The following is a 21,789-nucleotide window of genomic DNA, read 5'->3' on the forward strand; positions in this document are numbered from 1 at the left end:
CCCGTCCGCCACTCGTCAGCGAAGTGCAAGCACTTCCTGTTACCGTTCGACTTGCATGTGTTAGGCCTGCCGCCAGCGTTCAATCTGAGCCATGATCAAACTCTTCAATTAAATATATCGAAAAACCTTTATGAATCGTCGGTTGACACTCTTAACGAGTGCCCACACAGATTGTCTTGCCTAAATTTTTAAAGAACATTTTGACAACCGGCTTTGCCGATTGGCACGCTTTTAAGATTAATCTTTCGAGCGTCTTGCTTTAGGTCTTACCCCGAAGCGGGATGCGCATTTTACATTGCTTAATGCCAGTGTCAAGCGCCTTTTTCAAGTTTGTTTCAATTTTTTAAAACCGCTTTTCGCATCCGGTCCTGATGTGGCTGAGCCCCCTCAGAACGTGGTGCGCATTGTACGCACCGGATTTTAAAGATCAATAGAAATTTTATCTTTTTTTACTGTTCGCTCACGTATTGACCTGTAGCAGCCATTTTGTCAGGTTATAGCTACCTATAACGGCTCTCTCAGGCTGTTTTTCACAACTTATTGTTCATTTTGTTACAAATGAGTAAACTACACAGAGCCTCCCATTATCATCAATAACAAATAGAAAGGAAGGTATATGAAAGTAGGTATGATTCAATGCGTAATTATTAGCGCGGTTCTGGCAATTCTTGGATATTTAATCTTTGCTTCGGCAAACATTAATTCAAATCTTCCCTTAACGGTTTCTTTGTCGCTATTAGTGAGCGGTATTATCACGCCAATTCTGGCATCACTTATCAGCAGTCGGGAACGGACGACTAACCAACAATCAGATGTGTCCTCCGCCGACGTCTCAACACTGTATGTTGGTAACCTCCCGTATCGCGCTAATGAAGATGCCGTTAAAGCATTCTTTAGCGATTTTATTGCTGTTCAGTCTGTCAGGCTAATGAAGGATAGAAAAACCGGTAAACGAAAGGGGTATGGCTTTATTGAAGTTGTTACCGATGACGTGGACTCGGCTATAGACCAGTTAAATGACACCACCTTTCAGGAGCGAACCCTCAAGGTCCGCCCCGCCAAGGATAAAAACGACAACAATTAAGCGTCGGGCTGTTGCTGAGTATCCGGTTTGTCCGTTTGCTCAGCAGCCGTCGCAGGCATCGCATCTAACAATTGCCTGTTAAACATATGGAAGCGATTAATCGCTGATATCAAATCCGGAACCTGAACGTCCTTCATCTCACCAATCAATCCATTGATCATGGTGTTGTACTGTTCACCGCTTTCCAGCTGCTTGCCAGCAGCATCCATCGTGTTAAGCATTTTATCAATGTACTGCGAGACAGGACTAACGGCATTACCATATTTGTTTGCATCTGGCTGCTCATCGCTGTAATGCTTAATACTTTCGTATGTTTGTACAACCTCCGCCTGATTATTGCTATTTAATTGCAGAGCATAGCCAACCAGTTCTTTGTCATCAAAACCAAGATTAAGAGCATCTTCAAACGCCTTATCCAGATCGCCGGCGAAAAAGGTGTCGGCCAAATCGTTCGCACGACCGACTAAATCAGCGATTGATTTAAGCTCGTCCTCGTCCAGCTCCCCTTCCAGCGAGAAACTAACTCCACTTCGCTGAAAGAACTGATACAGAACAGATTCCGATGCGGAAACTCGGGTAGTCTGACCTTGCTGGCCATTGCTACCGACATCAGTATTTGTATCCTGTGACGAGGTAAAACGAGTCTGCTGGTTGTAGGTAAATTGCTGGACGTTCTCAAAACGCAACGTAAGCTCATCACCATCCCGGGTTCGAATCAGCAATGATCCCGTATTTGAGTTCAATGCGCTCATAGCAAGTTGAGAAACCTGGCTGGTTTCTTCCCCTCTTGAAAGTAAGCGCGACTCAAGAGAATCGATTTCATTACCAATAAGTTCACGACTGCGCGATATCCCATTTCTGATATCTTCATTCATAAACCTACCAATATCTTTCTCAGCCATTGCGATCCCTTTGGCGACGCCTGAGCGAGCCTGACCAAACAGGGAGTTTAAGCGCGATTCATCAGCACCACTTTTTGCGGCACCTTCAATGACCCCCCCAACAAAACGCATTACGTTTTTCGCAACCTTCTCAAAATCGAATAAGGAAGCAGGCTGATTATCGCCTTTTTCCCGCTTCTCAAGTGATTCGGGTGACGGATTCTTACCGTCCACATTGACGCTATTGGACATAGCCCCACTAAAAATGCGTAACCCAATGGATGTTTGCGATGCTGACATGCTGACCGAGGTTGCCTGGCGATTCATCATTTCTGCCGCCTGCTTCAGTCCTTCTTCCTGCAACTGCTTTTTAATTGCCGTACTCGGGTTCACAGAAGAATTCTGGTCACCAAGAAATGCCTTGATTTGACCTACGTTCATAATTTTTGCCCTCACTATCCTCAATGAGTGTATCGGCAAAAAAATGAAATTGTTTAATAATAATGCAAATTTAATCTTTCTGGATACTCACCGGACAGGAAGGTGTGGCAGTTGCACTTATTAAAAATCACTCTACAATTCGCAGCCTTATCGCTAGTGATGCAAACAGGGGGAAGACAATGACTTTGGCACAATCCACGTCTTATACACAACAACTGGAGGAAAAAGTTACGCGTCTTCAGACTTTGCTGGACAAGCACAATGCCCCTGCTCTGTGTGTCTATCCTTCACCGGAAACGCACTATCGAATGCGGGCCGAATTCCGGGTCTGGCATGATGGTGATGACCTGTACCACATAATGTTCGATCAGAAGACGAAGGAAAAGTATCGCGTCGACGCACTCCCTGCTGCAGCAGAAAATATCAATACGATGATGCATCGCCTACTTGATGCGTTGAGAGACAACCCGTTGCTGCGTACCAAACTTTTTCAGGTCGACTACTTAACCGCATTGTCGGGAGAGATGGTTATTAGTTTGCTCTACCACAAACCACTTGATGATGAATGGGAACAGGAAGCAGTCCGGCTGCAGGCGCAACTAAGCGATGAACACCCTGTCAGCATCATTGGCAGAGCAAGAAAGCAAAAGCGTATCGTTGGTCATGACTTTGTCATTGAGCGATTACCCGTTAACGGGCGTGAGTATATTTTCAAACATATCGAAAACAGCTTTACCCAGCCTAATGCTATCGTAAACTGCGACATGATTGCGTGGACTCTGGATGTCAGCCAGCAATTATCCGGCGACCTGCTCGAGTTATATTGCGGTGCCGGTAATTTTTCATTGCCGCTAGCGACCCATTTCAACCGGGTGGTTGGCACGGAAATCGCGAAACCTTCGGTGCAGGCTGCGCAGTACAACATTGTGGCGAATGCATTGAATAATGTTGAAATTGTTCGTCTGTCCGCAGAAGAATTTACCGAAGCATTGGTCCATGGCAGAACCTTTAAGCGTCTTGGTGATATGGATCTGAGTGACTATGACTTTTCGACAGTGCTGGTTGACCCGCCTCGCGCAGGGCTCGACCTGGACTCACTCAAAATGATTCAACACTACGATAATATCATCTATATCTCATGTAACCCTGATACGCTTCACGACAATCTCTCGGTGTTGTGTCAGACTCACAGCATCGAAAACTGTGCGTTGTTTGACCAGTTTCCATTTACACACCACATTGAGGCCGGCGTCCGCCTGAAAAGAAAATAGACAGAAGCACTATTGATCGTCAGAACTACCGTGGGCAGCTGCTGATCCAAGCTGAATATAACGCAACTGAAGTTTGACACGCTGTGCAATTTCCAGGCGCATTTTTGCATCCGCTTCAAGCGCCTCAGCCCCTGCACTAAACACCAGGCGTACCATGGCATCCGCCTGGTTCGTGGCAATCACATAATCAACTTTCTGTTGCTCAACAATGTAGTCCGTCAGCTCCTTAATGAAATGCTGAATTTCACGCAGAACGGCCAACCGGTACGCTGCTGATGTGCCGGTATGCTCCCGTAACAACACCCGGAACACGTTTTTATTGGCCTCAATAAATTCCAGAAACGTTTCTACTGACGTATGAATGACCCCACCACCAGTAGCAATGCGACGCCTCGCCTGACGCATTAACTGCCGCAACGCGAGTCCGGCTTCATCCACCAGCGTCAGGCCCAGTTCATCCATGTCTTTAAAGTGCCGATAAAACGATGTGGGGGCAATGCCCGCTTCCCGTGCCACCTCCCGTAAGCTAATGGCTGACAGACTGCGGTTTTCGTCGAGCAGCGTAAACGCTGCGTCGATCAGTTTCTGCCGGGTTTTGAGCTTTTGTTCCTGTCGACTCACAATCTGCTGCTCCTGAAAAAGTGATGGTATACCAGGGAAGGTGCGAACAAGTCTATCGCCACTCAGGCTCACAGCCAAGTGCCTGGTCAAGGCGGTCTTTTGCAGGCCTAACGGGTTAAGTCAAAAAGGCCAACGCAGAGGTAGGTGCCCGGCTGTAAGCCCCGAAGGACGAGCCCAGCCATCTTACTGTGCTTACCTTGTCCAATCTAACGGCTTCTAACATTAAACTTTCTGTCTTCTCACCGTTTAAGTTGCCTGAATTCTGCAAAAAGGTTATCTTAGCGCACAGTTGTAAGCTGAAATATGAAGTTATGAAAAAACCACCAATTATTCTGACCAATGTACTGGTATTTGTACTGAGTGCATTAATCGCATTTATCGGTGTCCCGCTGTGGGTCGCTGCGGCCGGAATAGACTGGGTAGAAATCGGCGTTGCCATTTTTCTGTTCTTTTTTACTGGCATGTCTATTACTGCAGGCTATCACCGTCTGTGGTCGCATAAATCGTATGATGCGCACCCGGTGGTAAGAACCATTCTTGCCATTGGCGGTGCCATGGCAGTGCAAAACAGTATTCTACACTGGTCATCCGATCACCGTGTTCACCACCGCCATGTTGATGACAATGACAAAGACCCCTACTCGGCAAAGCGCGGACTGTGGTTTGCACATATAGGCTGGATGCTGCGTGAATATCAGGCAACACGCTATGCCGACTATAAAAACTGCCGCGATTTGCAAAAGGATGCAGTGGTAATGTGGCAGCATAAGTATTACCTGCCTATCGTACTGGCATCAAACTTTGGTATCACCGCAGCGCTCGGCTGGCTGAATGGTGATGTGCTGGGTATGGTCCTCATCGCCGGCGTGCTGCGACTGGTAATGGTTCACCATGTGACGTTCTTCATTAACTCGCTGGCCCATTTCTGGGGACGTCAGCCTTATACCGATGGGAATACTGCTCGGGATAACGGCATACTGGCATTGTTCACCTTTGGTGAGGGGTATCACAATTTCCATCATATTTTTGAGTACGACTATCGCAACGGTATTCGTTGGTGGCAGTACGATCCTACAAAATGGTTGATTCGCGGCCTCTCTTACCTGCGCTTGACCCGAAACCTTCGCCGTTGCCCTGAAGAGCGTATTGAAAAAGCGCGTCTTGCGATGCAGCTTAAACAAGCGAATGAAAGAGCGTTGCACCTGCCCAATGCAGATGAAATTCTTGCGCTTGTTCAGGATGAATATGAGCTGCTGATGTCAAAAATGTCAGAATACTATGCGACCAAAAAGCGCCTGGTAAAACTGCGTCAGCAATCACTAAAACAGTCTCTGGAAAGTTTCGAGCTGGATTTCAAATATAAGGAACTCAAACACGCTTTGGCTGTACAACGCGAAAAGTGGTTACAGCTTCAAAAGTTTCAGTTCGCGTAATGCCTCTCACACCTGATCCTGTGCTCCAGGGTCAGGTATTTCCTACCTGATAAATACTCCCTGTCATTCTAAGACCATCCTGCTAAACTCAGACTGTTAAACTAACGTATTGTTGTTTAAACAAATTGTATTCAAATAGTGAGCAGGCATGGCTAAACAGAAAAAAACAAAGCAAGACGAAGAGAGTTTTCAGTACGATGCCGTGGTCATTGGTACCGGCCCAGGTGGTGAAGGTGTGGCCATGCAACTGGCCAAATCAGGCAAAAATGTTGCGGTAATAGAACGCTACGAGGCAGTCGGCGGTGGCTGTACTCACTGGGGGACAATCCCATCTAAAGCGCTCAGGCATTCTGTGAGTCGCCTGATTGAGTATAATAACTCCCCCCTGTTTGCCGACAGCCATATCAGCAGAAACCTGACCTTTGCTGAGATGATGAAGCACGCCAGTGGCGTGATCCGCAAGCAAACACAGCTACGCGCCTCGTTCTATGACAGAAATCGGGTAACCATGCACTATGGTGAAGCCAGCTTTATTGACGCGCATACATTACAGGTTGTGCGTCAGGACGGCTCCAAAGATGTAATAACCACTAAACAGGTCGCACTGGCAACAGGATCTCGCCCGTATTGTCCGGATGACATCGACTTCTCGCATCCCCGCATCTACAACTCTGACACCATTTTGTCGCTGGATCATGATCCCAAGTCAGTCATTATTTATGGGGCCGGTGTGATTGGCTCTGAGTATGCCAGTATTTTTAGAGGTATGAAGGTAAAAGTCGATCTGGTCAATATGCGGGATCGTCTGCTGTCGTTTCTTGATACGGAAATTTCTGATGCGCTTAGTTATCACCTCTGGAACAACGGCGCCCTCATTCGCCATAATGAGACATATGAATCCGTAGAGGGCAGAGATGACTGCGTTATTCTGAACCTTAAGTCTGGCAAACGTATGCGCGCTGACTGCCTGCTTTTTGCAAATGGCCGGACCGGCAATACAGATAAGTTAAATCTGGAAAATATCGGGCTTAAAGCTGATGGCCGAGGACAACTCAGCGTAAATGCGGATTACAGAACAGAGGTAGAGAACGTCTATGCGGTTGGCGATGTGATTGGTTATCCCAGCCTGGCATCCGCCGCATATAATCAGGGCCGCTTTGCCGCACAGGCAATGCTTGAGGGGCAGGCCCAGTCCGCGCTGGTTCAGGATATTCCATCAGGTATCTATACCATCCCTGAAATTAGCTCAGTCGGTAAGACAGAGCAGGAGCTAACGGAAGCCAAAGTGCCCTACGAGGTAGGCAGAGCACAGTTCAAGCACCTTGCCAGAGCGCAAATTGCGTCTACTGAAGTGGGAAGCCTTAAAATTCTGTTCCACCGTGAGACCCTGGAAGTATTAGGTATTCATTGCTTCGGAGAACGGGCATCTGAAATTGTTCATATCGGGCAGGCAATTATGCAGCAACAGGGTAAGGGAAATACCATTGAGTATTTTGTGAACACCACATTCAATTATCCGACTATGGCAGAAGCCTATCGGGTCGCTGCTATAAATGGCTTAAACAGAATATTCTGAACATAAAAAAACCGGCAACTGCCGGTTTTTTCTTTATTTGGATTGTGGCGTGACCATTGCGTTCATTGCACTTAATGCGTCTTTGTGAGCGACAACATCAATCTGCATTTTTGTCTGATCGAAGGTCAGCGTTGCGATAGCGTAGTCACCCTGACTCTCGCTAGCGCCTGAGAAAATCTCATTTTGTGCATTACGGTAACCAACGTTGCTGCTTATAGTATCAGCCATACATTGATCATTCATTTCGAACGTTGCTGCGTCCATACAGTCGAAAAGCTGATTATTACCAGATTCCGCATGCGCAACACCAAAACAGGTTAGCATTGCTAATCCAAGTACCACTTTACGCATGTCTTTTCTCCTCTAATCACAGTAAGAATTAATATACTGTTAACATCAATATACGGTGATTACAGAAGTAAGTCAAATCTGGATCATAGCTATGTGACACTAATATGACACAGTGAAATATTTTAAAATTGTTAGCTACCCACGCAAAATTGCTGTCAGGCTTTCCACGCTACTCCAACAACTCATTACGATTGCTTAGCACCAAGAAATGCCATCAGATCATCAAACGGCATTGGGCGTGCGAATAAATATCCCTGCGCTTCATCGCATCCCAGCTCTATCATGAAACTGGCCTGTTCGCGCTTCTCGACGCCCTCAGCAATGGTTTGTAGCCCCAGCTTATTCCCCAGTGTCACGATTGTTTCTGCCAGCACAGCCGTTTGGCCAGGCTTGATATCACTGACGAAAGACCGATCAACTTTAAGCCGATCAAGCGGTAACTGCTGTAAATAGCTCATCGAAGAAAAGCCGGTACCAAAATCGTCAATCGCAATGGCAACGCCATGTTTTTTCAGGGAACGAAGAGCATCAACGACAATCTGTGGCTCATCCATTACAACACTTTCCGTGATCTCAAGCTCGAGCCGGCTGGGGTCGCAGTCATGCGCTGACAGCGCGTCAGTCACCCGTCTCACAAAACAGCGATCGCGAAACTGCGGAATGGATATATTCACCGCTACGCGAAGGTGACCATACCCCTGGTCCTTCAGTTGCTCAATACGTCGACAGGACTCTTCAAGTACCCATTGACCAATATCAACGATGAGACCTGAGTATTCGGCAAGCGGCACAAAAACAGCCGGCGAAATATACCCGCCTTCACCGTCGGGCCAGCGCAACAGACCTTCCATGCCAACCACCTCTTCGCTGACCAGATCAACCTGAGGCTGAAACCACAACTGTAACTTACGATCTGCAAAATCATTTCGCAGTCGACGGATCATATTGAGTCGCCAGGTGGTTTTGTCTTCTATGTCTTTAGCGAAATACTTGAAGTTGTCGGTGATATTTTTCTTCGCCCGGTTAAGAGCGATGTTGGTGCGTTTAAGCAGCTCAATACCAATTTTTCTGGTGTTATCAAGCTTGCACAGCCCTATTCTCACATTAACGGGCAAAGTATGGTCACCGACCTGAAAAGAAGACTGGAACATTTTATTAATGTTGTCCGGACAGACCTCTTCCTCCGACCCAATCAGCCCGAATACATCCGAGCCTATCCGGCCTTTTCGCACAGCCGAAGAAAAGTGGCTTTCAAGCCGGTTGCTCACAGCCCGCAACAATTCGTTCCCCGCTTCCTGACCTAATCCATCATTAATGTCAGAAAAGTGATTAATATCAATCAGCGCAACATTTGCATTGTCGGAGCCATACATATGTGGCTTGTCCAGCATATTGATAAATTCGTTGCGATTAGGCAGTCGTGTCAGCCAGTCTCTGAAGGCTGCGTTTCGTAATTCATGAAACAGGTTTACGTTTTCATAACCCACTGAAATACTGGACAGAAAAACTTCCAGCAAGCTTTTATCCAGTTCATTAATGTCTTTCACCATGTTGACATAAACGGCCGCTTCAAAGCCTGCACGGTTGATGTATAGCACCGACGAATCAGTCTCAAAGATATGACGTTTCTGGCGCAGGCACCGATTCACCTGTTCAACAATTTCATCACTTTGTACGGTTTCGATAGGTTCGTTAATAAACTGCGCAAAGCCGCCCGCGGCACCGAGGACATATACACCATCATCATCACGGTCCAGCACTGATCCGGCACGGGCACACAAAAGCCCTTCCGCGTCCAGACCAATAAGTGAGCTTATTTGAGTCACGACACCTTCACAAAACCCTTTCACTGAATGCTCTTCAAACAGGTTGGCGGAAGAGGCAATGATCTTCTCCAGACCAAAACGGTTTTGGTTGATGGTAAGAATTTGAAGGTATGATCGTATTGACGAAATAACGGTTGTTAGCAATCGCCCCCGGGTGAGCTCGGTCTTCGTTTTATAGTCATTAATGTCGTAATTTTTAATGACTTCTTCTTCAGGTGCGTAGCCTGGCTGGCCGGTACGAAGAATTATGCGCGGTTCAGGCAGCCGCATATCTTCACGAATATAGTGCACAACATCAAAGCCCGCGTCGTCGGTTTCCATGACAACATCCAGCAGGATGATCGCAATCCGGTTGCCATATTCGTGAAGTATTTCTTTTGCCTGCCCACCAGAATAGGCATGAAGGAAATTCAATTTTCGATCATTTACGATGAGATCTGTCAGCGCCAGTCTGGTAACTGTATGAATTTCCTCATCGTCATCAACAATAAGAATATTCCACGCTTTATAACTCTTTGTATCTAGTTCGCCACTACCTTCATCGAGAAAGACGAGCTCGTCGTTTTCGTAATCCGTCCCCGACATACTTCAATAAACCCTCACTACCTGTTGCATCGCCAGCGACGATGGGGAATTGCAAAGTGTTCGCTACAGTGCAATAGTCTTTCCTAACTCAGTTGTACCAGCGAACATCTGTTAAGTCTACTTCAAAAGTCTAAATGAAAGTTTATACTCGACGCCGCTGTCGTAAACCTTATTACCCATAAGCTGCACTATGAAAGTAACCCCAGGCACTACAACAAGCGACATTAGCAAGGTCAGTAAAGACACCAGGAATGTCGAAGAGAAGTCTACACCACTGCCGACATCGTCCCCTCGCGCTCAATCAGAGTCAAAGATACAGGATAAGATGTTGTCGCTTTTTGCCCGGGTCGGTATCTCACCGTCCATGTCTACCAATGACGCATCACAACGCCTCCATATTCTTGAACGTCGACGCCAAATCCGTGAAATGCAGAAGATAGACAATCTGCAGGCCATCCTAAATATAGCACTTAATGTCAGTGTCGGTGACAAGGAGGCAGATAACGTCGATCCTGACTGGTTTTTTTCGTTTTGTTCGCTGGCAGAAAATATACATTCGCCGGCAATGCAGGAGCTATGGGGGAAAATTTTTGCAGTTGAGGTCAGTCATCCGGGCAGCTTTTCAAGACGAAGTCTGCAGACGCTGGAATCGCTCACTCACCGTGATGCCGTCATTTTCAGCAGAGCCGTCAGTATCGCAAGCCGACGAGCCGGCGACAGTGTGCCTCGTGTACTGGTTGGCTATCATGTTCGAAAGGGACTACTGTCTTTGATTCGACGCCCGGTTCCAGAGCAGCTTAACATTTCATCATTCGGTCTGTCGTATCCCGACCTGTTAGCATTGCAGGATATGAAATTACTGTATGCCAGTGAAATTGAAAGCGGGGAATTTGCGGAAGGACATCATACTCAGTGGCGATGCGGGCCAGAAACTTTTGAACTAACCAGTCGCCGGGCTGGTGTCGCACTGGTCTACTACAAATTCACGTCGGTCGGTGCAGAACTTTTCCGCCTGGTAGGCAGACAGGATAATCAGGCCTACATGGCTGCACTGCGACAGATTCTGGGGCGTGTATTTATTGTCCAATAAAAACGGGAGCGTTACCTGCTCCCATTCACTAATGACGACTGTTTCTATTGAATTTTCTCAACGTCTCAATTAGATTCCGTCACCGAATTCGTGCAAACCACATTCGCGCTTAAGGCCAAAGAAGCGAGTATCCTGTTCTTCCATCCCCTCGGCCAGCGATGATGTGGTGTGCCAGTCGCCAATCGACACATAGCCTTTATCCCATAAGGGATGATATGACAGCCCATGCTCTTTGAGATAATAATGCAAGTCTTTGTTGGTCCAGTCGATTATGGGGTAAAACTTAAACTGATCTCCCACTTTTTGCAGCACGGGCAGCTTTTCCCGGCTGTCAGACTGACTGCGTCGCAGCCCCGCAAACCAGGTACCGGCTTGCAACTCCTTCAATGCCCGTTGCATGGGTTCGACTTTATTCATCTGGTTGTATTTTTCAATACCCTCCAGTCCCTGCTCCCACAGCCGGCCAAATCTTGCTTCCTGCCAGGCAGGAGACAAGGCAGCATGATAGACGTGCAGGTTTAGCTGCAGTTTATCTACAAGCTCGTCGATAAACTGGTAGGTTTCCGGGAACAGGTACCCTGTGTCGGTGAGTACTACCGGCACATTCGGCTGGGCCTGATTGACCATATGCAGCATTACAGCAGACTGCGCACCAAAGCTTGATGACAGAATGTGATTGCCTGGCAAATGGGCAAGCGCCCATTGAATGCGCTCTGGCGCATCCATTGTTTCAAGTTCAGCATTGATCTCGTCGAGCTTACCTGAACTAATGACCAGAGACAGTGTTGTCGACATTTCTTGCGCTGTGCTAGTCATAAAAATCTCTTGCCGAATCAACCACCGGCTTTATCACTTCTGTCCGGATCAGGAAGTCACCAAATCCTTCATCAGTGTCCCGCTTTGCAGACCATTGACCGATAAGCTCATCCAGAATGGTCATGATCTCCTCGTGGCTGATATTTTCTCGGTACATTCTGGGAATACGCGTCCCTTCGCGATTTCCCCCCAGGTGCAGGTTGTATTTACCAGGTCCTTTCCCGACCAGGCCAACCTCCGCCAGCATGGCGCGCCCACACCCATTTGGGCAGCCAGTCACCCTAAAAATAATACTGTCACTTTCAACACCGTGCTTTTTGAGCAGACCTTCAAGCTCAGTTACCGTGTCAGGCAGATACCGCTCGGCTTCCGCCATCGCCAGTGGACAGGTCGGGAGTGACACACACGCCATGGAATCCAGGCGCTGGTTAGACACGGACGGCGCGATCAGTCCGTACTCACGTGCCAGTTTATCGATGGTTTCTTTCTGATCAGCCGGTACCCCGGCGATAATAAGGTTCTGATTGGCCGTCAGGCGAAAATCGCCCTGATGCACTTTTGCTATTTCGGCACAGCCAGTTTTAAGCGGCTTTCCGGGATAATCCAGAATGCGGCCGTTCTCAATAAACAGGGTCAGGTGCAGCTTGCCATCAATGCCTTCCACCCAGCCAAAGCGATCGCCGCGGCTCGTGAAGGTATAGGGGCGCGTTTCGGCAAACTGAATGCCAGCACGTTTCTCAACTTCGGCCTTAAAGTTGTCCACACCAACCCGTTCCAGCGTATATTTAGTCTTGGCATTCTTACGGTTAACCCGGTTACCCCAGTCACGCTGCGTGGTGACTACTGCTTCCGCCACAGCAAGGGTATCTTTAAGCGCTACAAAGCCAAATTCAGACGCTTTGCGGGGGTACGTTGAGGTATCGCCATGGGTCATCGCCAGACCACCGCCAACCAGCACATTAAAGCCAACCAGTTTGCCGTTTTCAGCAATCGCGACAAAGTTCAGATCATTGGCATGCACATCCACATCATTTTGCGGTGGAATAACCACGGTGGTCTTAAACTTTCTGGGCAGATAGGTATCGCCCAGTATCGGCTCGACGTTGTCTTCCGTGCTTTCAACTTTTTCACCATCGAGCCATATTTCTGCGTAGGCGCGCGTCTTAGGCAACAGGTGCTCACTGATTTTCTTCGCCCATTCCCAGGCTTCCAGATGCAGCTCTGACTCCACCGGGTTTGAGGTACAAAGTACATTTCGGTTGACGTCACCAGCGGTGGCAATAGAGTCAATGCCCGCTTTATTGAGCGTTTGATGCATGAGCTTTACATCAGGCTTTAACACGCCGTGAAACTGAAATGTCTGCCGTGTGGTGAGCCGGATGCTACCGTAGAGAGAATGATCCTCGGCAAATTTATCGATCACCAGCCATTGCTGCGGCGTAATGACACCGCCAGGCAGACGGGCCCGCAGCATAACATTATGCAGGGGCTCTAATTTTTGCTTGCTGCGCTCGGCGCGAATGTCACGGTCATCCTGCTGATACATGCCGTGAAAGCGAATCAACTGAAAATTATCCCCGTTGAAGCCTCCGGTCAGACCATCTTTCAGATCCTCTTCAATGGTACCGCGCAGGTGGCGACTTTCGTTTTTTAACCTTTCGTTGTCAGACAGCTTGCCTTCAACAATGAAGGGCGATTTCTCGTTACTCATTAATAGACATCCTTCTGATAACGTTTTGCCTTGCGTAGTCCGACCAAATATTGCTTGGCTTCTTCCTCAGACTTATTGCCGTGTTCGGCGATAAGCGTCAATAAGGCCTGTTCCACATCTTTTGCCATATGCATTGCATCACCACACACATAGAAGTGTGCGCCTTGCTCAAGCCAGTCGAATACCTCTTTGCCATGCTCTGTCAGGCGATGCTGAACATATATTTTGTCTTGCTGATCGCGTGAAAAAGCCAACGTGATGTTGTTCAAAATGCCGCTTTTCACATAGCTTTGCCACTCTACCTGATACAGAAAGTCCTGGGTGAAATGTGGGTTACCGAAAAACAGCCAGTTTTTGCCTTCTGCATCCTGACTTTCACGTTCCTGCATAAACGCCCGAAACGGCGCGATACCTGTGCCTGGCCCCACCATAATCACAGGTGTATTGGGATCTTCTGGCAGCCGGAAGTTGTTGTTACTCTCAACATACACTTCCACTTCGCCGCCCTCTTCCAGGTGCTCGCATACATAGCCAGACGCACCGCCCTGATGACGATAACCAAAGGCTTCATAATCAACATGAGCTACCGTCAGATGGACTTCATCGTCCACTTCGGCCTGACTTGATGCAATAGAATAAAGTCGCGGCGTCAGCGGTCGGCAGGCATCAACCAGTTGCTGTTCAGTGATCGAACCAGGATGATCGACGACCACATCAATCAATTGTCGCTCAGCAAGATAGGTGCGCAATGTCGCTTTATCTGCCATTAGCTCCGCCAGTGTCTCGGATTGCGTGGCCGCCTGATAGGCTTTCAGAAACGCCGGATAGCTCAAGGTCAGCTCAAGCTTATTGGTCAGTGCATCGCGAAGCGACATCACTTCATCCGCCACGGTGACCTCGGCCTCACCATCCAGAGACAGCTGCTCAATGAATTTGTTCACCAGTGCCGGCGCATTCTTAAACCAGACACCCAGTGCATCCCCAGGCTGATAGGTAATCCCCGAATCCTCGAGACTAATTTCAATGTGGCGGATGTCTTTAACCGAGTCGCGTCCGGTTATTTTTTGTGACTCCAGCAAGGTCGCTTTAAACGGTGCTTTCTTCGAATACGTTTGCGCGCCAGCCTGCGGAATTGCTGCGCCTGTCTGTACAGCCACGGCGCCAGTGCTTCCATCTGCAAAATCGTCCTTCACGGCGTTAATCACCGACTCTGACCATTGCCCGGCCTGACTTTCATAGTCGACATCACAGTCTGCTCTGCCAACCACCGACGAGGCGCCCAGTGCAGATAATCGCGAGTCGATATCTTTGCCGGTCTGACAGAAAAACTCATAACTTGAGTCTCCCAGCCCCAGCACAGCGTATTTCAGGCTGCTGAGTTTAGGCGCTTTCTTACCGCCCAGAAACTCGTGAAATTCGATGGCATCATCTGGCGCATCACCCTCGCCATGTGTACTGACAAAGACCACCACATGTGTCTCATTTTTCAGCTGGCGTGGCTTGTAGTCAGCCATACTTACCAGCTTACTGGTAATACCGGCTTCTTCCGCTTTTGCCTGAAATTGCGTCGCGAGTTCTTTGGCATTGCCCGTTTGTGAGCCATACAGCACTGTCAGCGTGGACGAAGAGGATGCCGCACCATCTGCGCCCGCGACAGGCATCGCAGCTGCGCCTTGTCCGGCAGCAAGTCCGGCAGCGTAGCCGCTGACCCAGGTCAGCTGAGTGTGGTCAAGGCCCGACAGCGCGCGTGTAACCGCATTCCACTGGGTTTCATTCAGTATACCGCCGGGTGATATTGTATTTGATGGATTCTGTGTCATAACTCATTAGCCTTACAACGATGTGTAAAGGCTAACGAGTTTCATGGTGAAGAGAAAAGAATAAATAACACTTTTTTATTACTTTCAGTGCTTATAGGAAAGATGCGGCACGATTAGAAATGTAGTTCCAGCCCTGCGAAGACCCCATCATATTCTAAGTCGGCATAGGCACCATCCAGATCTTCAATGTCGACGCTGACATTCCGGTAACCCAGTTGCACCGTCATATCCACTGCCAGGCTCTCGATAAAGCTATACGTGACGGCGAGCTGGTAATCGCTTAGAGTGTGATCATCAAACGACAGATAACTGCCTTCAGCATAGGCTGCCAAACCAGTAAACGGCAGTCCCACCCCGAAACGTGAATACAACGTCGGCACGATACCGGAAAAATCCTTCACCCCAGAGGTCGCACTCTGTGTATCTTCAACGGAGAAGGTTCCGTCAATATACTTTCCATTTACTCCCAAATCGAAACTGACCAGATCATTATCAAATAACTCGTAATACAGAATAAGGTCTGTTGACGTCATCTGCGAATCAGTAACCACATTGGTATTCGCCGTATAGGTATTGCCTTCAAACGTGAAATCCGTTGTCAGATTAGTCGTCCCTGCCGAATCCATGGTCGTACGACTTACCTTGGCATTCGGGACGAAAGGGACAAAATGCTCAAAGGCGACATAAAACGAGCTATTGGTTTTGTCGTCAAAATTAAATGCGGCGGTATTTTCGCTATCCGCATAGCCACCTGTTACGCCGGTATGCCAGCCTTGAGCGCCCACATAGACACCGGCGAAGGTATCAGCGCAGGCGCTAAAAGAAAGACCACTACCCAAAAACAGCGCAGCAATAGTCAGTTTATTCATTAATTATCCTTGGTTTAACAGCTCTGACAGCTCTATTAGAGCAGCGTTGGCACGTGAAATATAGTTCGCCATCACTAACGAGTGATTAGCTAGCATACCAAAGCCGCCACCATTAAGGATCATAGGACTATAGACAGTCTGCTGAGTGGCCTCCAGCTCGCGGATAATCTGTTCAAGACTGACCGTGGCATTCTTGTCTTCCAGGACATCAGCGAATTCCACTTCTACCGCTTTAAGAAAATGAAGCAATGCCCAGGTTGCCCCCCGCGCTCCATAGAAGTTGTCATCCAGTTTCCACCAACTGGTTTTTACTACGCGCTGTCGGGCACTCGGTGTTGACTGCCGGGCGCGGCTATCGCCGGCTAAGTCGGTATTAATGCGCTCGGAACTGACACTGGCACTAAGGCGCTGCGAATAGCTGCCAAGCCGTTTCTCCACCTGCTTAAGCCATTCCCGAAGATTATCCGCCCGGGTATAAAACTGACTGTCACTGTCCTGGCCATCGACCAGATGAGAGCGATATTCCCGCAGATAATCGATGCCTTCTTTATAATAGGATTCGGCGGAGGGAAACAGCCAGCTGCGATGGTTCATATTAAATTGCGGGTGCGCCTTGGTAAGAAAAGGGTTTTCCATTGACTGTGACTGGGAACGACTGAAGTCCTTGCGCATCGACAGTGACAGGTCGCGTACCATCTCAAGCACCCCAAATTCCCATGCAGGAATGTTATCTAACAAAACACTGGGAGGGGTTACATCGTTAGCTAAGTAACCGCCTGGTTTTTCCAGCAGGGTTCGTGACACTTCTATCATTGCCGTAGTGATGGTGAACCCTGCAACGCTGGCGTCCCGTTCACTACCAGCGGCAGCCATTGCCCTCTCTCTGACATCAAACGTATCAGGCTCATCACTCCAGAAAACACCAATCAGCCAAAAAACAAAGACCAGTATGGCAATACCCAGCCCTACCCATTTCATATTTATTGATTTTCCTGTCATCTCGGCAACCTTTCTGCGTCTAAAATCAAAACCGGCGCACTGGCGCCGGTAAGTTAACACGTCAACTGTAGCATAACGAACTTTACAGCAACTCGCCTCTTTTAGCGCTTAGTTTGCAGGACTTTGCTGCGTTCTTTTTATTAACAACAACGCGCCTGCCACCAGCAAAACAGGCCAGAATACGCTGACGCCGGCAACGACCAGAGCAAGTATTCCTGCGACGCCAGCAATCAATAGCGCTCCGAACAAACTTACTGCTACTACAAATCCAACAACAGCAAATACGGCAGCCAGAACAGAAATGACCAAAATGCCTTCTAACGGTGAGAGTAATTCATCAGCCATCACTATATTTATTCCGGTCATGCTATCAGCAAGCGCGCTGAAACAGTTCACTATTACGACGGCGAGAACAATCGCTATCAGGATCTTTTTCATGACGACCACCGTGGTAACAGAAACACCGCAGCGAGGTATGCCAGCAATGTAATTCCCGGCAGCATAAATGCAGCTATGACGGCCCCGGCGCGTACCCAAACGGAATCCACGCCCAGATACCGCGCAGTGCCTGCACATACGCCAGCGATAACTGCGTCATTTGTATCACGATAAATTCGTTTGTTACCTGGCATTTTCATAATCATCTCCACCAATGGTCGTTAAATAGTGTAGGTTCGTATCGAGCGGGATGGCTTATGCCACCCGCTTTTTACGCATCGCTTCCAGTTCTTTTTCCACGTCATCGTCTGACGTGAGCGCTGCAAACTGCGCATTCAGTGACTGAGGATCCGCATTTGTTGTGGATACCACATCATAGGAGTCCACTTGCGCCTCCAGGTAATCAATACGCTGCTCGTACTGTTCGAACCGTGACATGGCATTCTGAATTTTGTCACTGTGATCGACGTTTCGTGCTTTAAGTCGCACAGCGGCTGTATTTTTGCGTGCCACCAGCGACTTCTGTTTTGCTTTCGCTTCGGCCAGCTTGCTCTGCAAACGCCCGGTGTCATCCTGTATTTTCTCCAGCATTTCTGTCAGTTGCTGATAGTGCCCGGACACTTCACTGCGGGCAGCTTCACATTTTTGCTTCTCCAGCAGTGCCGCTCGGGCCAGAGACTCTTTATCTTTGTCCATAGCCAGCTCAGCTTTTTGCTGCCAGCTTTTACTGTCTTTTTGCAGCCGTTCCAGTTTGCGATCTAGGTGCTTTTGCTCAGCAATGTAAGTCGCTGCCTGAGTCCGAATTTCGACCAGGGTTTCTTCCATTTCCTGGATGATCAGTCGAATCACTTTTTCAGGATCTTCTGCTTTATCCAGCATGGCATTGATATTGGCCTGTACGATGTCGCTCATTCTTGAAAACATACCCATGTTCTTCTCCTCAACATTTGTAAGCGGTTTGCGAGTTGCTCTTTTAATTCTTTTCAATCACCATGCCAAGTTTTAAGATATTGTTTTTATTTACTTTTATTTAATGCGACTTTTTCAATCGCTGTTCTGCAGCTATCGCTTATTATTTTTTAGTCAATATCGCCATAGGTAGTGGTTAAATTAACCATACCCACTATTAACCTAAATCTCGTAGCGCTGAGCCGACACTCAGCCAGGGAGGCAACGCATATATGTCCGACGATATTTGTTTATGCGTGCACAGGTACAATTAGGGAAGATGGGAATAAAAAAGCAGATAATTGCGAAGACAATTATCTGCTAGGAATGGTGCAGGGGAACAGATTGTGCCGGTCTATGCGTGACATTGCGTGGGCGATCTTTCACTGAATAACGTGAGAACAGCAGCCCGCCAACTAAAAAAGAAACTACCGGCACCAATAAAATGATGAACAGACCGAGCTGCCCGGTCATGGCTTTACTCACCCGTGTCCTGCGTCTCTTTTTCGGGCTTTTCTGCCGCCAGATCGGTCACGCTTACACGAGTCGATACCGTTGCGGCGTCTAGTTCGAACATATGTGACGCGTTTGCTACCAGCTGTCTGGCACTGTTTTCCAGTTCATTGGTGGTCATAGAAACAGTCTGTGCAACCAGATGACTTACAAACCGATCAAGACCAGATTCATTTGCCTGAGCCTGACCACTAAAGGTGCCGACTGTCAGTACGGATGCAATAATAAGTGTTGACGCTTTCATGTGTGTACCCTCGATGTTTAGTAGCGGGTCACACCATGTGACCCTCACATAGAAGGTATAGCGAGAGCTGTGCCAATCTGAAGAGCTACTCTAATACACTGATTTTTAAGAACTTTAAAATACGCTCACCCAAATCAGCAATGAGTTCAGCACGTGCCAGTTCAAACTTTAGTATAATTAACCATAGACTTGGTGAAATTAACCAACTTTGGCATCCTTAAACGCTTTAACATTGGACTGGGCCTCTTCCAGTGCAGCCAGACCATTAAGCAATAAATTTGGATCGGGGTTTTTACCGGTGCCATTCTGGCTCAGATATCGGCGCCAGACACGGCCGCCAGCCTGGCCCTGAAACAACCCAAGCATATGACGGGCAACGTGCCAGGGTTTAAAGTAGGGGTCATTCTGGCGTTGTATATACTCATTCATAGCCAAAACGACTTCTTTACGTGAAGGGGCCGCTGACACATCACCGAACACAGCCGAATCAACCTCTGCCAGCAGATAGGGATTGGCGTACGCTTCTCTGCCTACCATCACACCGTCTACATGCTGAAGCTGAAGCTTTGCTTCCTCAAGCGTCTTGATACCGCCGTTGATGCTAACAGACAAATTGGGGTGTGCCTGTTTAAGCGCATGAACTCTGGGGTAGTTTAGTGGCGGCACCTCACGATTTTCCTTAGGGCTTAACCCCTGAAGCCAGGCTTTGCGCGCATGAATAATAAAGGTATCACAGCCGCTTGACGCCACCACATCCACAAAGTGTGCGAAGTCTTTGTATTCGTCCATATCATCAATGCCAATGCGACACTTTACGGTGACCGGAATATCGACCACAGCCTGCATGGCTTTGATACTTCTCGCTACTGTCTCAGGCTGCGCCATCAGGCAGGCACCAAAGCTACCATTTTTTACCCGGTCAGATGGACAGCCTACATTGATGTTTACTTCATCATAACCACGCTCCTGCGCCATTACTGCGCAGCGCGCCATATCATCAGGATCGCTGCCGCCAAGCTGCAGCGCCACTGGGTGCTCCTCTTCATTGAACGCAAGGTAGTCGCCCTTACCGAAAATCAGCGCGCCCGTGGTGACCATTTCGGTATATAACACAGCCCGCTTTGTTAAAAGCCGCATAAAATAGCGACAGTGGCGATCTGTCCAATCCAGCATTGGCGCGACGGAGAAGCGTCTGTCGATATTGTTAGTTGTGCTATTGTCAGCCGGTTTGAATACTTCAGCCACTTACCTGCTCTCTCTGCTTGGGTTAAAGGAGCGTTGCAATAGTAGTGAATACATAACGCCCCAGGTCAAAACACGTTAGGTGAGAGTTTAACACAGGACAGCATGCACATTAATTGCAGGTGTTAGCCGCCAGGGGAAATATTTGTACTATCGGCATTTACTTTCGTCGACCTCGACAAAAGTTTCAAAGGCTGGTTTGCCAAAAAATCCCCTGCTGATTCGCCTGTTATCCAGGATTTTTCTTACGGTATAATTTTGGCTGCCATCCCCAGTGAATGGCACCAAGTCGCAAAAAGACGGTGGTAAACAACGCACCCAGTATGCACCAAGCATATGGCGCGCCAGCATACAACAAGGCAGCGTACACAAGCCCGCCGGCAATACAGGCCGTGGCATATAACTCGCCACGCATCACCAATGGAATCTCCTTACAGATAACGTCGCGGATAAGGCCACCAAATACACCGGTGGTAACCCCCATGGTGATGGCGACAACCATGCCAGTTTCGTTAATGAGCGACTTTTCGATACCAATAATATTAAACAGCCCCAGCCCTACTGCATCGAAAAACAATAAGTAATTTTGCGACAATCTGGATACATGCCGAATAGAGAGAATAGTAAGAAGGATGGCAATATACGTCGAATACAGATAGTAAACCTGATCGATCCAAAAGATTGGCTCATCAAGCAAGATGTCTCTCAAGGTTCCGCCCCCCAGAGCGGTGACAGAAGCCAAAACGATCACGCCAATACCATCGACCTCTTTGTCGTAGCCCATCAGGGTCCCTGAAACGGCAAAGAAAGCTACACCTACTAAATTTAAGAAAAGGAAGTAATCACTGCTCACCGCACGCGGCCCATTTTTCTGTTACGTTAACCTGGATTACATATACGTAATGTTCGACAGCCCTAGTTCAGCACAATGAACTAAAAATACCGAAACGACTCCCCAAGTACAGAGGTGCGTGGCGGAACGAAAATAAAATAGGGCCTTAGCGGCCCTTGTTAGAAACACGTTACTGAG

Annotated in this window: 20 protein-coding genes and 1 rRNA gene; 5 read left to right on the top strand and 16 right to left on the bottom strand. The window is 48.2% G+C overall.

Annotation, left to right across the window (positions count from 1 at the left end; genetic code table 11):
* Positions 1 to 111 (bottom strand): 16S ribosomal RNA (locus IE054_RS13780); the annotation flags it as partial.
* A gap of 505 nt (positions 112 to 616) precedes the next feature.
* Here IE054_RS13780 and IE054_RS13785 point away from each other — a divergent pair.
* Complete coding sequence (locus IE054_RS13785) at positions 617 to 1,084, top strand: RNA recognition motif domain-containing protein (protein WP_189407397.1); 468 nt, start codon at positions 617 to 619, stop codon at positions 1,082 to 1,084.
* On the opposite strand, the gene IE054_RS13790 is transcribed toward IE054_RS13785, so the two are convergent.
* Entirely contained in the window at positions 1,081 to 2,406 is a 1,326-nt protein-coding gene (locus IE054_RS13790) for a DUF5610 domain-containing protein (RefSeq protein ID WP_189407399.1), read from the bottom strand. The two genes, IE054_RS13785 and IE054_RS13790, sit on opposite strands and share 4 nt — an antisense overlap.
* A 179-nt stretch (positions 2,407 to 2,585) precedes the next feature.
* Between IE054_RS13790 and trmA the strand changes: the two genes are divergently transcribed.
* The gene (trmA, locus tag IE054_RS13795) at positions 2,586 to 3,677 is read left to right on the top strand and encodes a tRNA (uridine(54)-C5)-methyltransferase TrmA (protein ID WP_189407401.1); all 1,092 of its coding nucleotides are present in this window, start codon (positions 2,586 to 2,588) and stop codon (positions 3,675 to 3,677) included.
* Positions 3,678 to 3,686: 9 nt separating this feature from the next.
* Here trmA and fabR read toward each other — a convergent pair whose 3' ends face one another.
* The gene (fabR, locus tag IE054_RS13800; RefSeq protein ID WP_189407403.1) at positions 3,687 to 4,298 is read right to left on the bottom strand and encodes an HTH-type transcriptional repressor FabR; all 612 of its coding nucleotides are present in this window, start codon (positions 4,296 to 4,298) and stop codon (positions 3,687 to 3,689) included.
* Positions 4,299 to 4,609: 311 nt separating this feature from the next.
* On the opposite strand from fabR, the gene IE054_RS13805 reads away from it, so the two are divergent.
* A complete protein-coding gene (locus IE054_RS13805) occupies positions 4,610 to 5,731 on the top strand; it encodes an acyl-CoA desaturase (protein WP_189407405.1) in 1,122 nt (373 codons plus the stop codon).
* A gap of 148 nt (positions 5,732 to 5,879) precedes the next feature.
* Positions 5,880 to 7,307: a Si-specific NAD(P)(+) transhydrogenase gene (gene sthA / locus IE054_RS13810; protein ID WP_189407407.1), complete on the top strand. Its 1,428-nt coding sequence runs from the start codon at positions 5,880 to 5,882 to the stop codon at positions 7,305 to 7,307.
* A 33-nt stretch (positions 7,308 to 7,340) separates the two neighbouring features.
* Here the strand turns inward: sthA and IE054_RS13815 are convergent, their stop codons facing one another.
* Complete coding sequence (locus IE054_RS13815; protein WP_189407409.1) at positions 7,341 to 7,658, bottom strand: pyridine nucleotide transhydrogenase; 318 nt, start codon at positions 7,656 to 7,658, stop codon at positions 7,341 to 7,343.
* A gap of 185 nt (positions 7,659 to 7,843) precedes the next feature.
* Positions 7,844 to 10,069, bottom strand: coding sequence for a bifunctional diguanylate cyclase/phosphodiesterase (locus tag IE054_RS13820; protein WP_189407411.1), 2,226 nt, complete (start codon positions 10,067 to 10,069; stop codon positions 7,844 to 7,846).
* Positions 10,070 to 10,259: 190 nt separating this feature from the next.
* On the opposite strand from IE054_RS13820, the gene IE054_RS13825 reads away from it, so the two are divergent.
* Positions 10,260 to 11,159 (top strand): TIGR03899 family protein, encoded by a 900-nt coding sequence (locus IE054_RS13825; protein ID WP_189407413.1) that lies wholly within the window; start codon positions 10,260 to 10,262, stop codon positions 11,157 to 11,159.
* Positions 11,160 to 11,228: 69 nt separating this feature from the next.
* Here IE054_RS13825 and IE054_RS13830 read toward each other — a convergent pair whose 3' ends face one another.
* From IE054_RS13830 to IE054_RS13880, 11 genes are all read right to left on the bottom strand, one after another.
* Entirely contained in the window at positions 11,229 to 11,975 is a 747-nt protein-coding gene (locus tag IE054_RS13830) for a phosphoadenylyl-sulfate reductase (protein WP_189407415.1), read from the bottom strand.
* The gene (cysI, locus tag IE054_RS13835) at positions 11,968 to 13,686 is read right to left on the bottom strand and encodes an assimilatory sulfite reductase (NADPH) hemoprotein subunit (protein ID WP_189407416.1); all 1,719 of its coding nucleotides are present in this window, start codon (positions 13,684 to 13,686) and stop codon (positions 11,968 to 11,970) included. The genes IE054_RS13830 and cysI overlap by 8 nt, the downstream gene beginning before the upstream one ends.
* Entirely contained in the window at positions 13,686 to 15,506 is a 1,821-nt protein-coding gene (locus tag IE054_RS13840; protein ID WP_189407418.1) for an assimilatory sulfite reductase (NADPH) flavoprotein subunit, read from the bottom strand. Before IE054_RS13840 ends, cysI begins: the two co-directional genes overlap by 1 nt.
* Before the next feature lie 113 nt (positions 15,507 to 15,619).
* Positions 15,620 to 16,375, bottom strand: a complete 756-nt coding sequence (locus tag IE054_RS13845) for a TIGR04219 family outer membrane beta-barrel protein (protein WP_189407420.1) — start codon at positions 16,373 to 16,375, stop codon at positions 15,620 to 15,622.
* Between the two features lie 3 nt (positions 16,376 to 16,378).
* Positions 16,379 to 17,353 (bottom strand): DUF2333 family protein, encoded by a 975-nt coding sequence (locus tag IE054_RS13850; RefSeq protein ID WP_373293901.1) that lies wholly within the window; start codon positions 17,351 to 17,353, stop codon positions 16,379 to 16,381.
* 129 nt (positions 17,354 to 17,482) lie between these two features.
* Positions 17,483 to 17,812, bottom strand: coding sequence for a hypothetical protein (locus IE054_RS13855; RefSeq protein ID WP_189407423.1), 330 nt, complete (start codon positions 17,810 to 17,812; stop codon positions 17,483 to 17,485).
* Positions 17,809 to 18,012: a PspC domain-containing protein gene (locus IE054_RS13860; RefSeq protein WP_189407425.1), complete on the bottom strand. Its 204-nt coding sequence runs from the start codon at positions 18,010 to 18,012 to the stop codon at positions 17,809 to 17,811. The genes IE054_RS13855 and IE054_RS13860 overlap by 4 nt, the downstream gene beginning before the upstream one ends.
* Before the next feature lie 55 nt (positions 18,013 to 18,067).
* A complete protein-coding gene (pspA, locus tag IE054_RS13865) occupies positions 18,068 to 18,742 on the bottom strand; it encodes a phage shock protein PspA (protein WP_189407427.1) in 675 nt (224 codons plus the stop codon).
* A gap of 496 nt (positions 18,743 to 19,238) precedes the next feature.
* A complete protein-coding gene (locus IE054_RS13870; RefSeq protein WP_189407429.1) occupies positions 19,239 to 19,517 on the bottom strand; it encodes a hypothetical protein in 279 nt (92 codons plus the stop codon).
* Between the two features lie 198 nt (positions 19,518 to 19,715).
* Positions 19,716 to 20,762: a tRNA dihydrouridine(20/20a) synthase DusA gene (gene dusA, locus IE054_RS13875; RefSeq protein ID WP_268245070.1), complete on the bottom strand. Its 1,047-nt coding sequence runs from the start codon at positions 20,760 to 20,762 to the stop codon at positions 19,716 to 19,718.
* 226 nt (positions 20,763 to 20,988) lie between these two features.
* Positions 20,989 to 21,612, bottom strand: a complete 624-nt coding sequence (locus tag IE054_RS13880) for a trimeric intracellular cation channel family protein (RefSeq protein WP_189407430.1) — start codon at positions 21,610 to 21,612, stop codon at positions 20,989 to 20,991.
* Positions 21,613 to 21,789: the final 177 nt, after the last annotated feature.

The sequence above is a fragment of the Alteromonas halophila genome, assembly GCF_014651815.1.
GTDB classification, from domain to species: Bacteria; Pseudomonadota; Gammaproteobacteria; order Enterobacterales; family Alteromonadaceae; genus Alteromonas; species Alteromonas halophila.

What these genes read in the sequence shown, in the direction of transcription:
- IE054_RS13840 (WP_189407418.1), bottom strand. Translation starts at nt 15,506, where the DNA reads ATGACACAGAATCCATCAAATACAATATCACCCGGCGGTATACTGAAT.
- cysI (WP_189407416.1), bottom strand. Translation starts at nt 13,686, where the DNA reads ATGAGTAACGAGAAATCGCCCTTCATTGTTGAAGGCAAGCTGTCTGAC.
- IE054_RS13830 (WP_189407415.1), bottom strand. Translation starts at nt 11,975, where the DNA reads ATGACTAGCACAGCGCAAGAAATGTCGACAACACTGTCTCTGGTCATT.
- IE054_RS13815 (WP_189407409.1), bottom strand. Translation starts at nt 7,658, where the DNA reads ATGCGTAAAGTGGTACTTGGATTAGCAATGCTAACCTGTTTTGGTGTT.
- IE054_RS13785 (WP_189407397.1), top strand. Translation starts at nt 617, where the DNA reads ATGAAAGTAGGTATGATTCAATGCGTAATTATTAGCGCGGTTCTGGCA.
- IE054_RS13825 (WP_189407413.1), top strand. Translation starts at nt 10,260, where the DNA reads ATGAAAGTAACCCCAGGCACTACAACAAGCGACATTAGCAAGGTCAGT.
- IE054_RS13860 (WP_189407425.1), bottom strand. Translation starts at nt 18,012, where the DNA reads ATGAAAATGCCAGGTAACAAACGAATTTATCGTGATACAAATGACGCA.
- IE054_RS13850 (WP_373293901.1), bottom strand. Translation starts at nt 17,353, where the DNA reads ATGAAATGGGTAGGGCTGGGTATTGCCATACTGGTCTTTGTTTTTTGG.
- IE054_RS13790 (WP_189407399.1), bottom strand. Translation starts at nt 2,406, where the DNA reads ATGAACGTAGGTCAAATCAAGGCATTTCTTGGTGACCAGAATTCTTCT.
- IE054_RS13805 (WP_189407405.1), top strand. Translation starts at nt 4,610, where the DNA reads ATGAAAAAACCACCAATTATTCTGACCAATGTACTGGTATTTGTACTG.
- trmA (WP_189407401.1), top strand. Translation starts at nt 2,586, where the DNA reads ATGACTTTGGCACAATCCACGTCTTATACACAACAACTGGAGGAAAAA.
- pspA (WP_189407427.1), bottom strand. Translation starts at nt 18,742, where the DNA reads ATGGGTATGTTTTCAAGAATGAGCGACATCGTACAGGCCAATATCAAT.
- IE054_RS13870 (WP_189407429.1), bottom strand. Translation starts at nt 19,517, where the DNA reads ATGAAAGCGTCAACACTTATTATTGCATCCGTACTGACAGTCGGCACC.
- IE054_RS13820 (WP_189407411.1), bottom strand. Translation starts at nt 10,069, where the DNA reads ATGTCGGGGACGGATTACGAAAACGACGAGCTCGTCTTTCTCGATGAA.
- IE054_RS13845 (WP_189407420.1), bottom strand. Translation starts at nt 16,375, where the DNA reads ATGAATAAACTGACTATTGCTGCGCTGTTTTTGGGTAGTGGTCTTTCT.
- sthA (WP_189407407.1), top strand. Translation starts at nt 5,880, where the DNA reads ATGGCTAAACAGAAAAAAACAAAGCAAGACGAAGAGAGTTTTCAGTAC.
- IE054_RS13855 (WP_189407423.1), bottom strand. Translation starts at nt 17,812, where the DNA reads ATGAAAAAGATCCTGATAGCGATTGTTCTCGCCGTCGTAATAGTGAAC.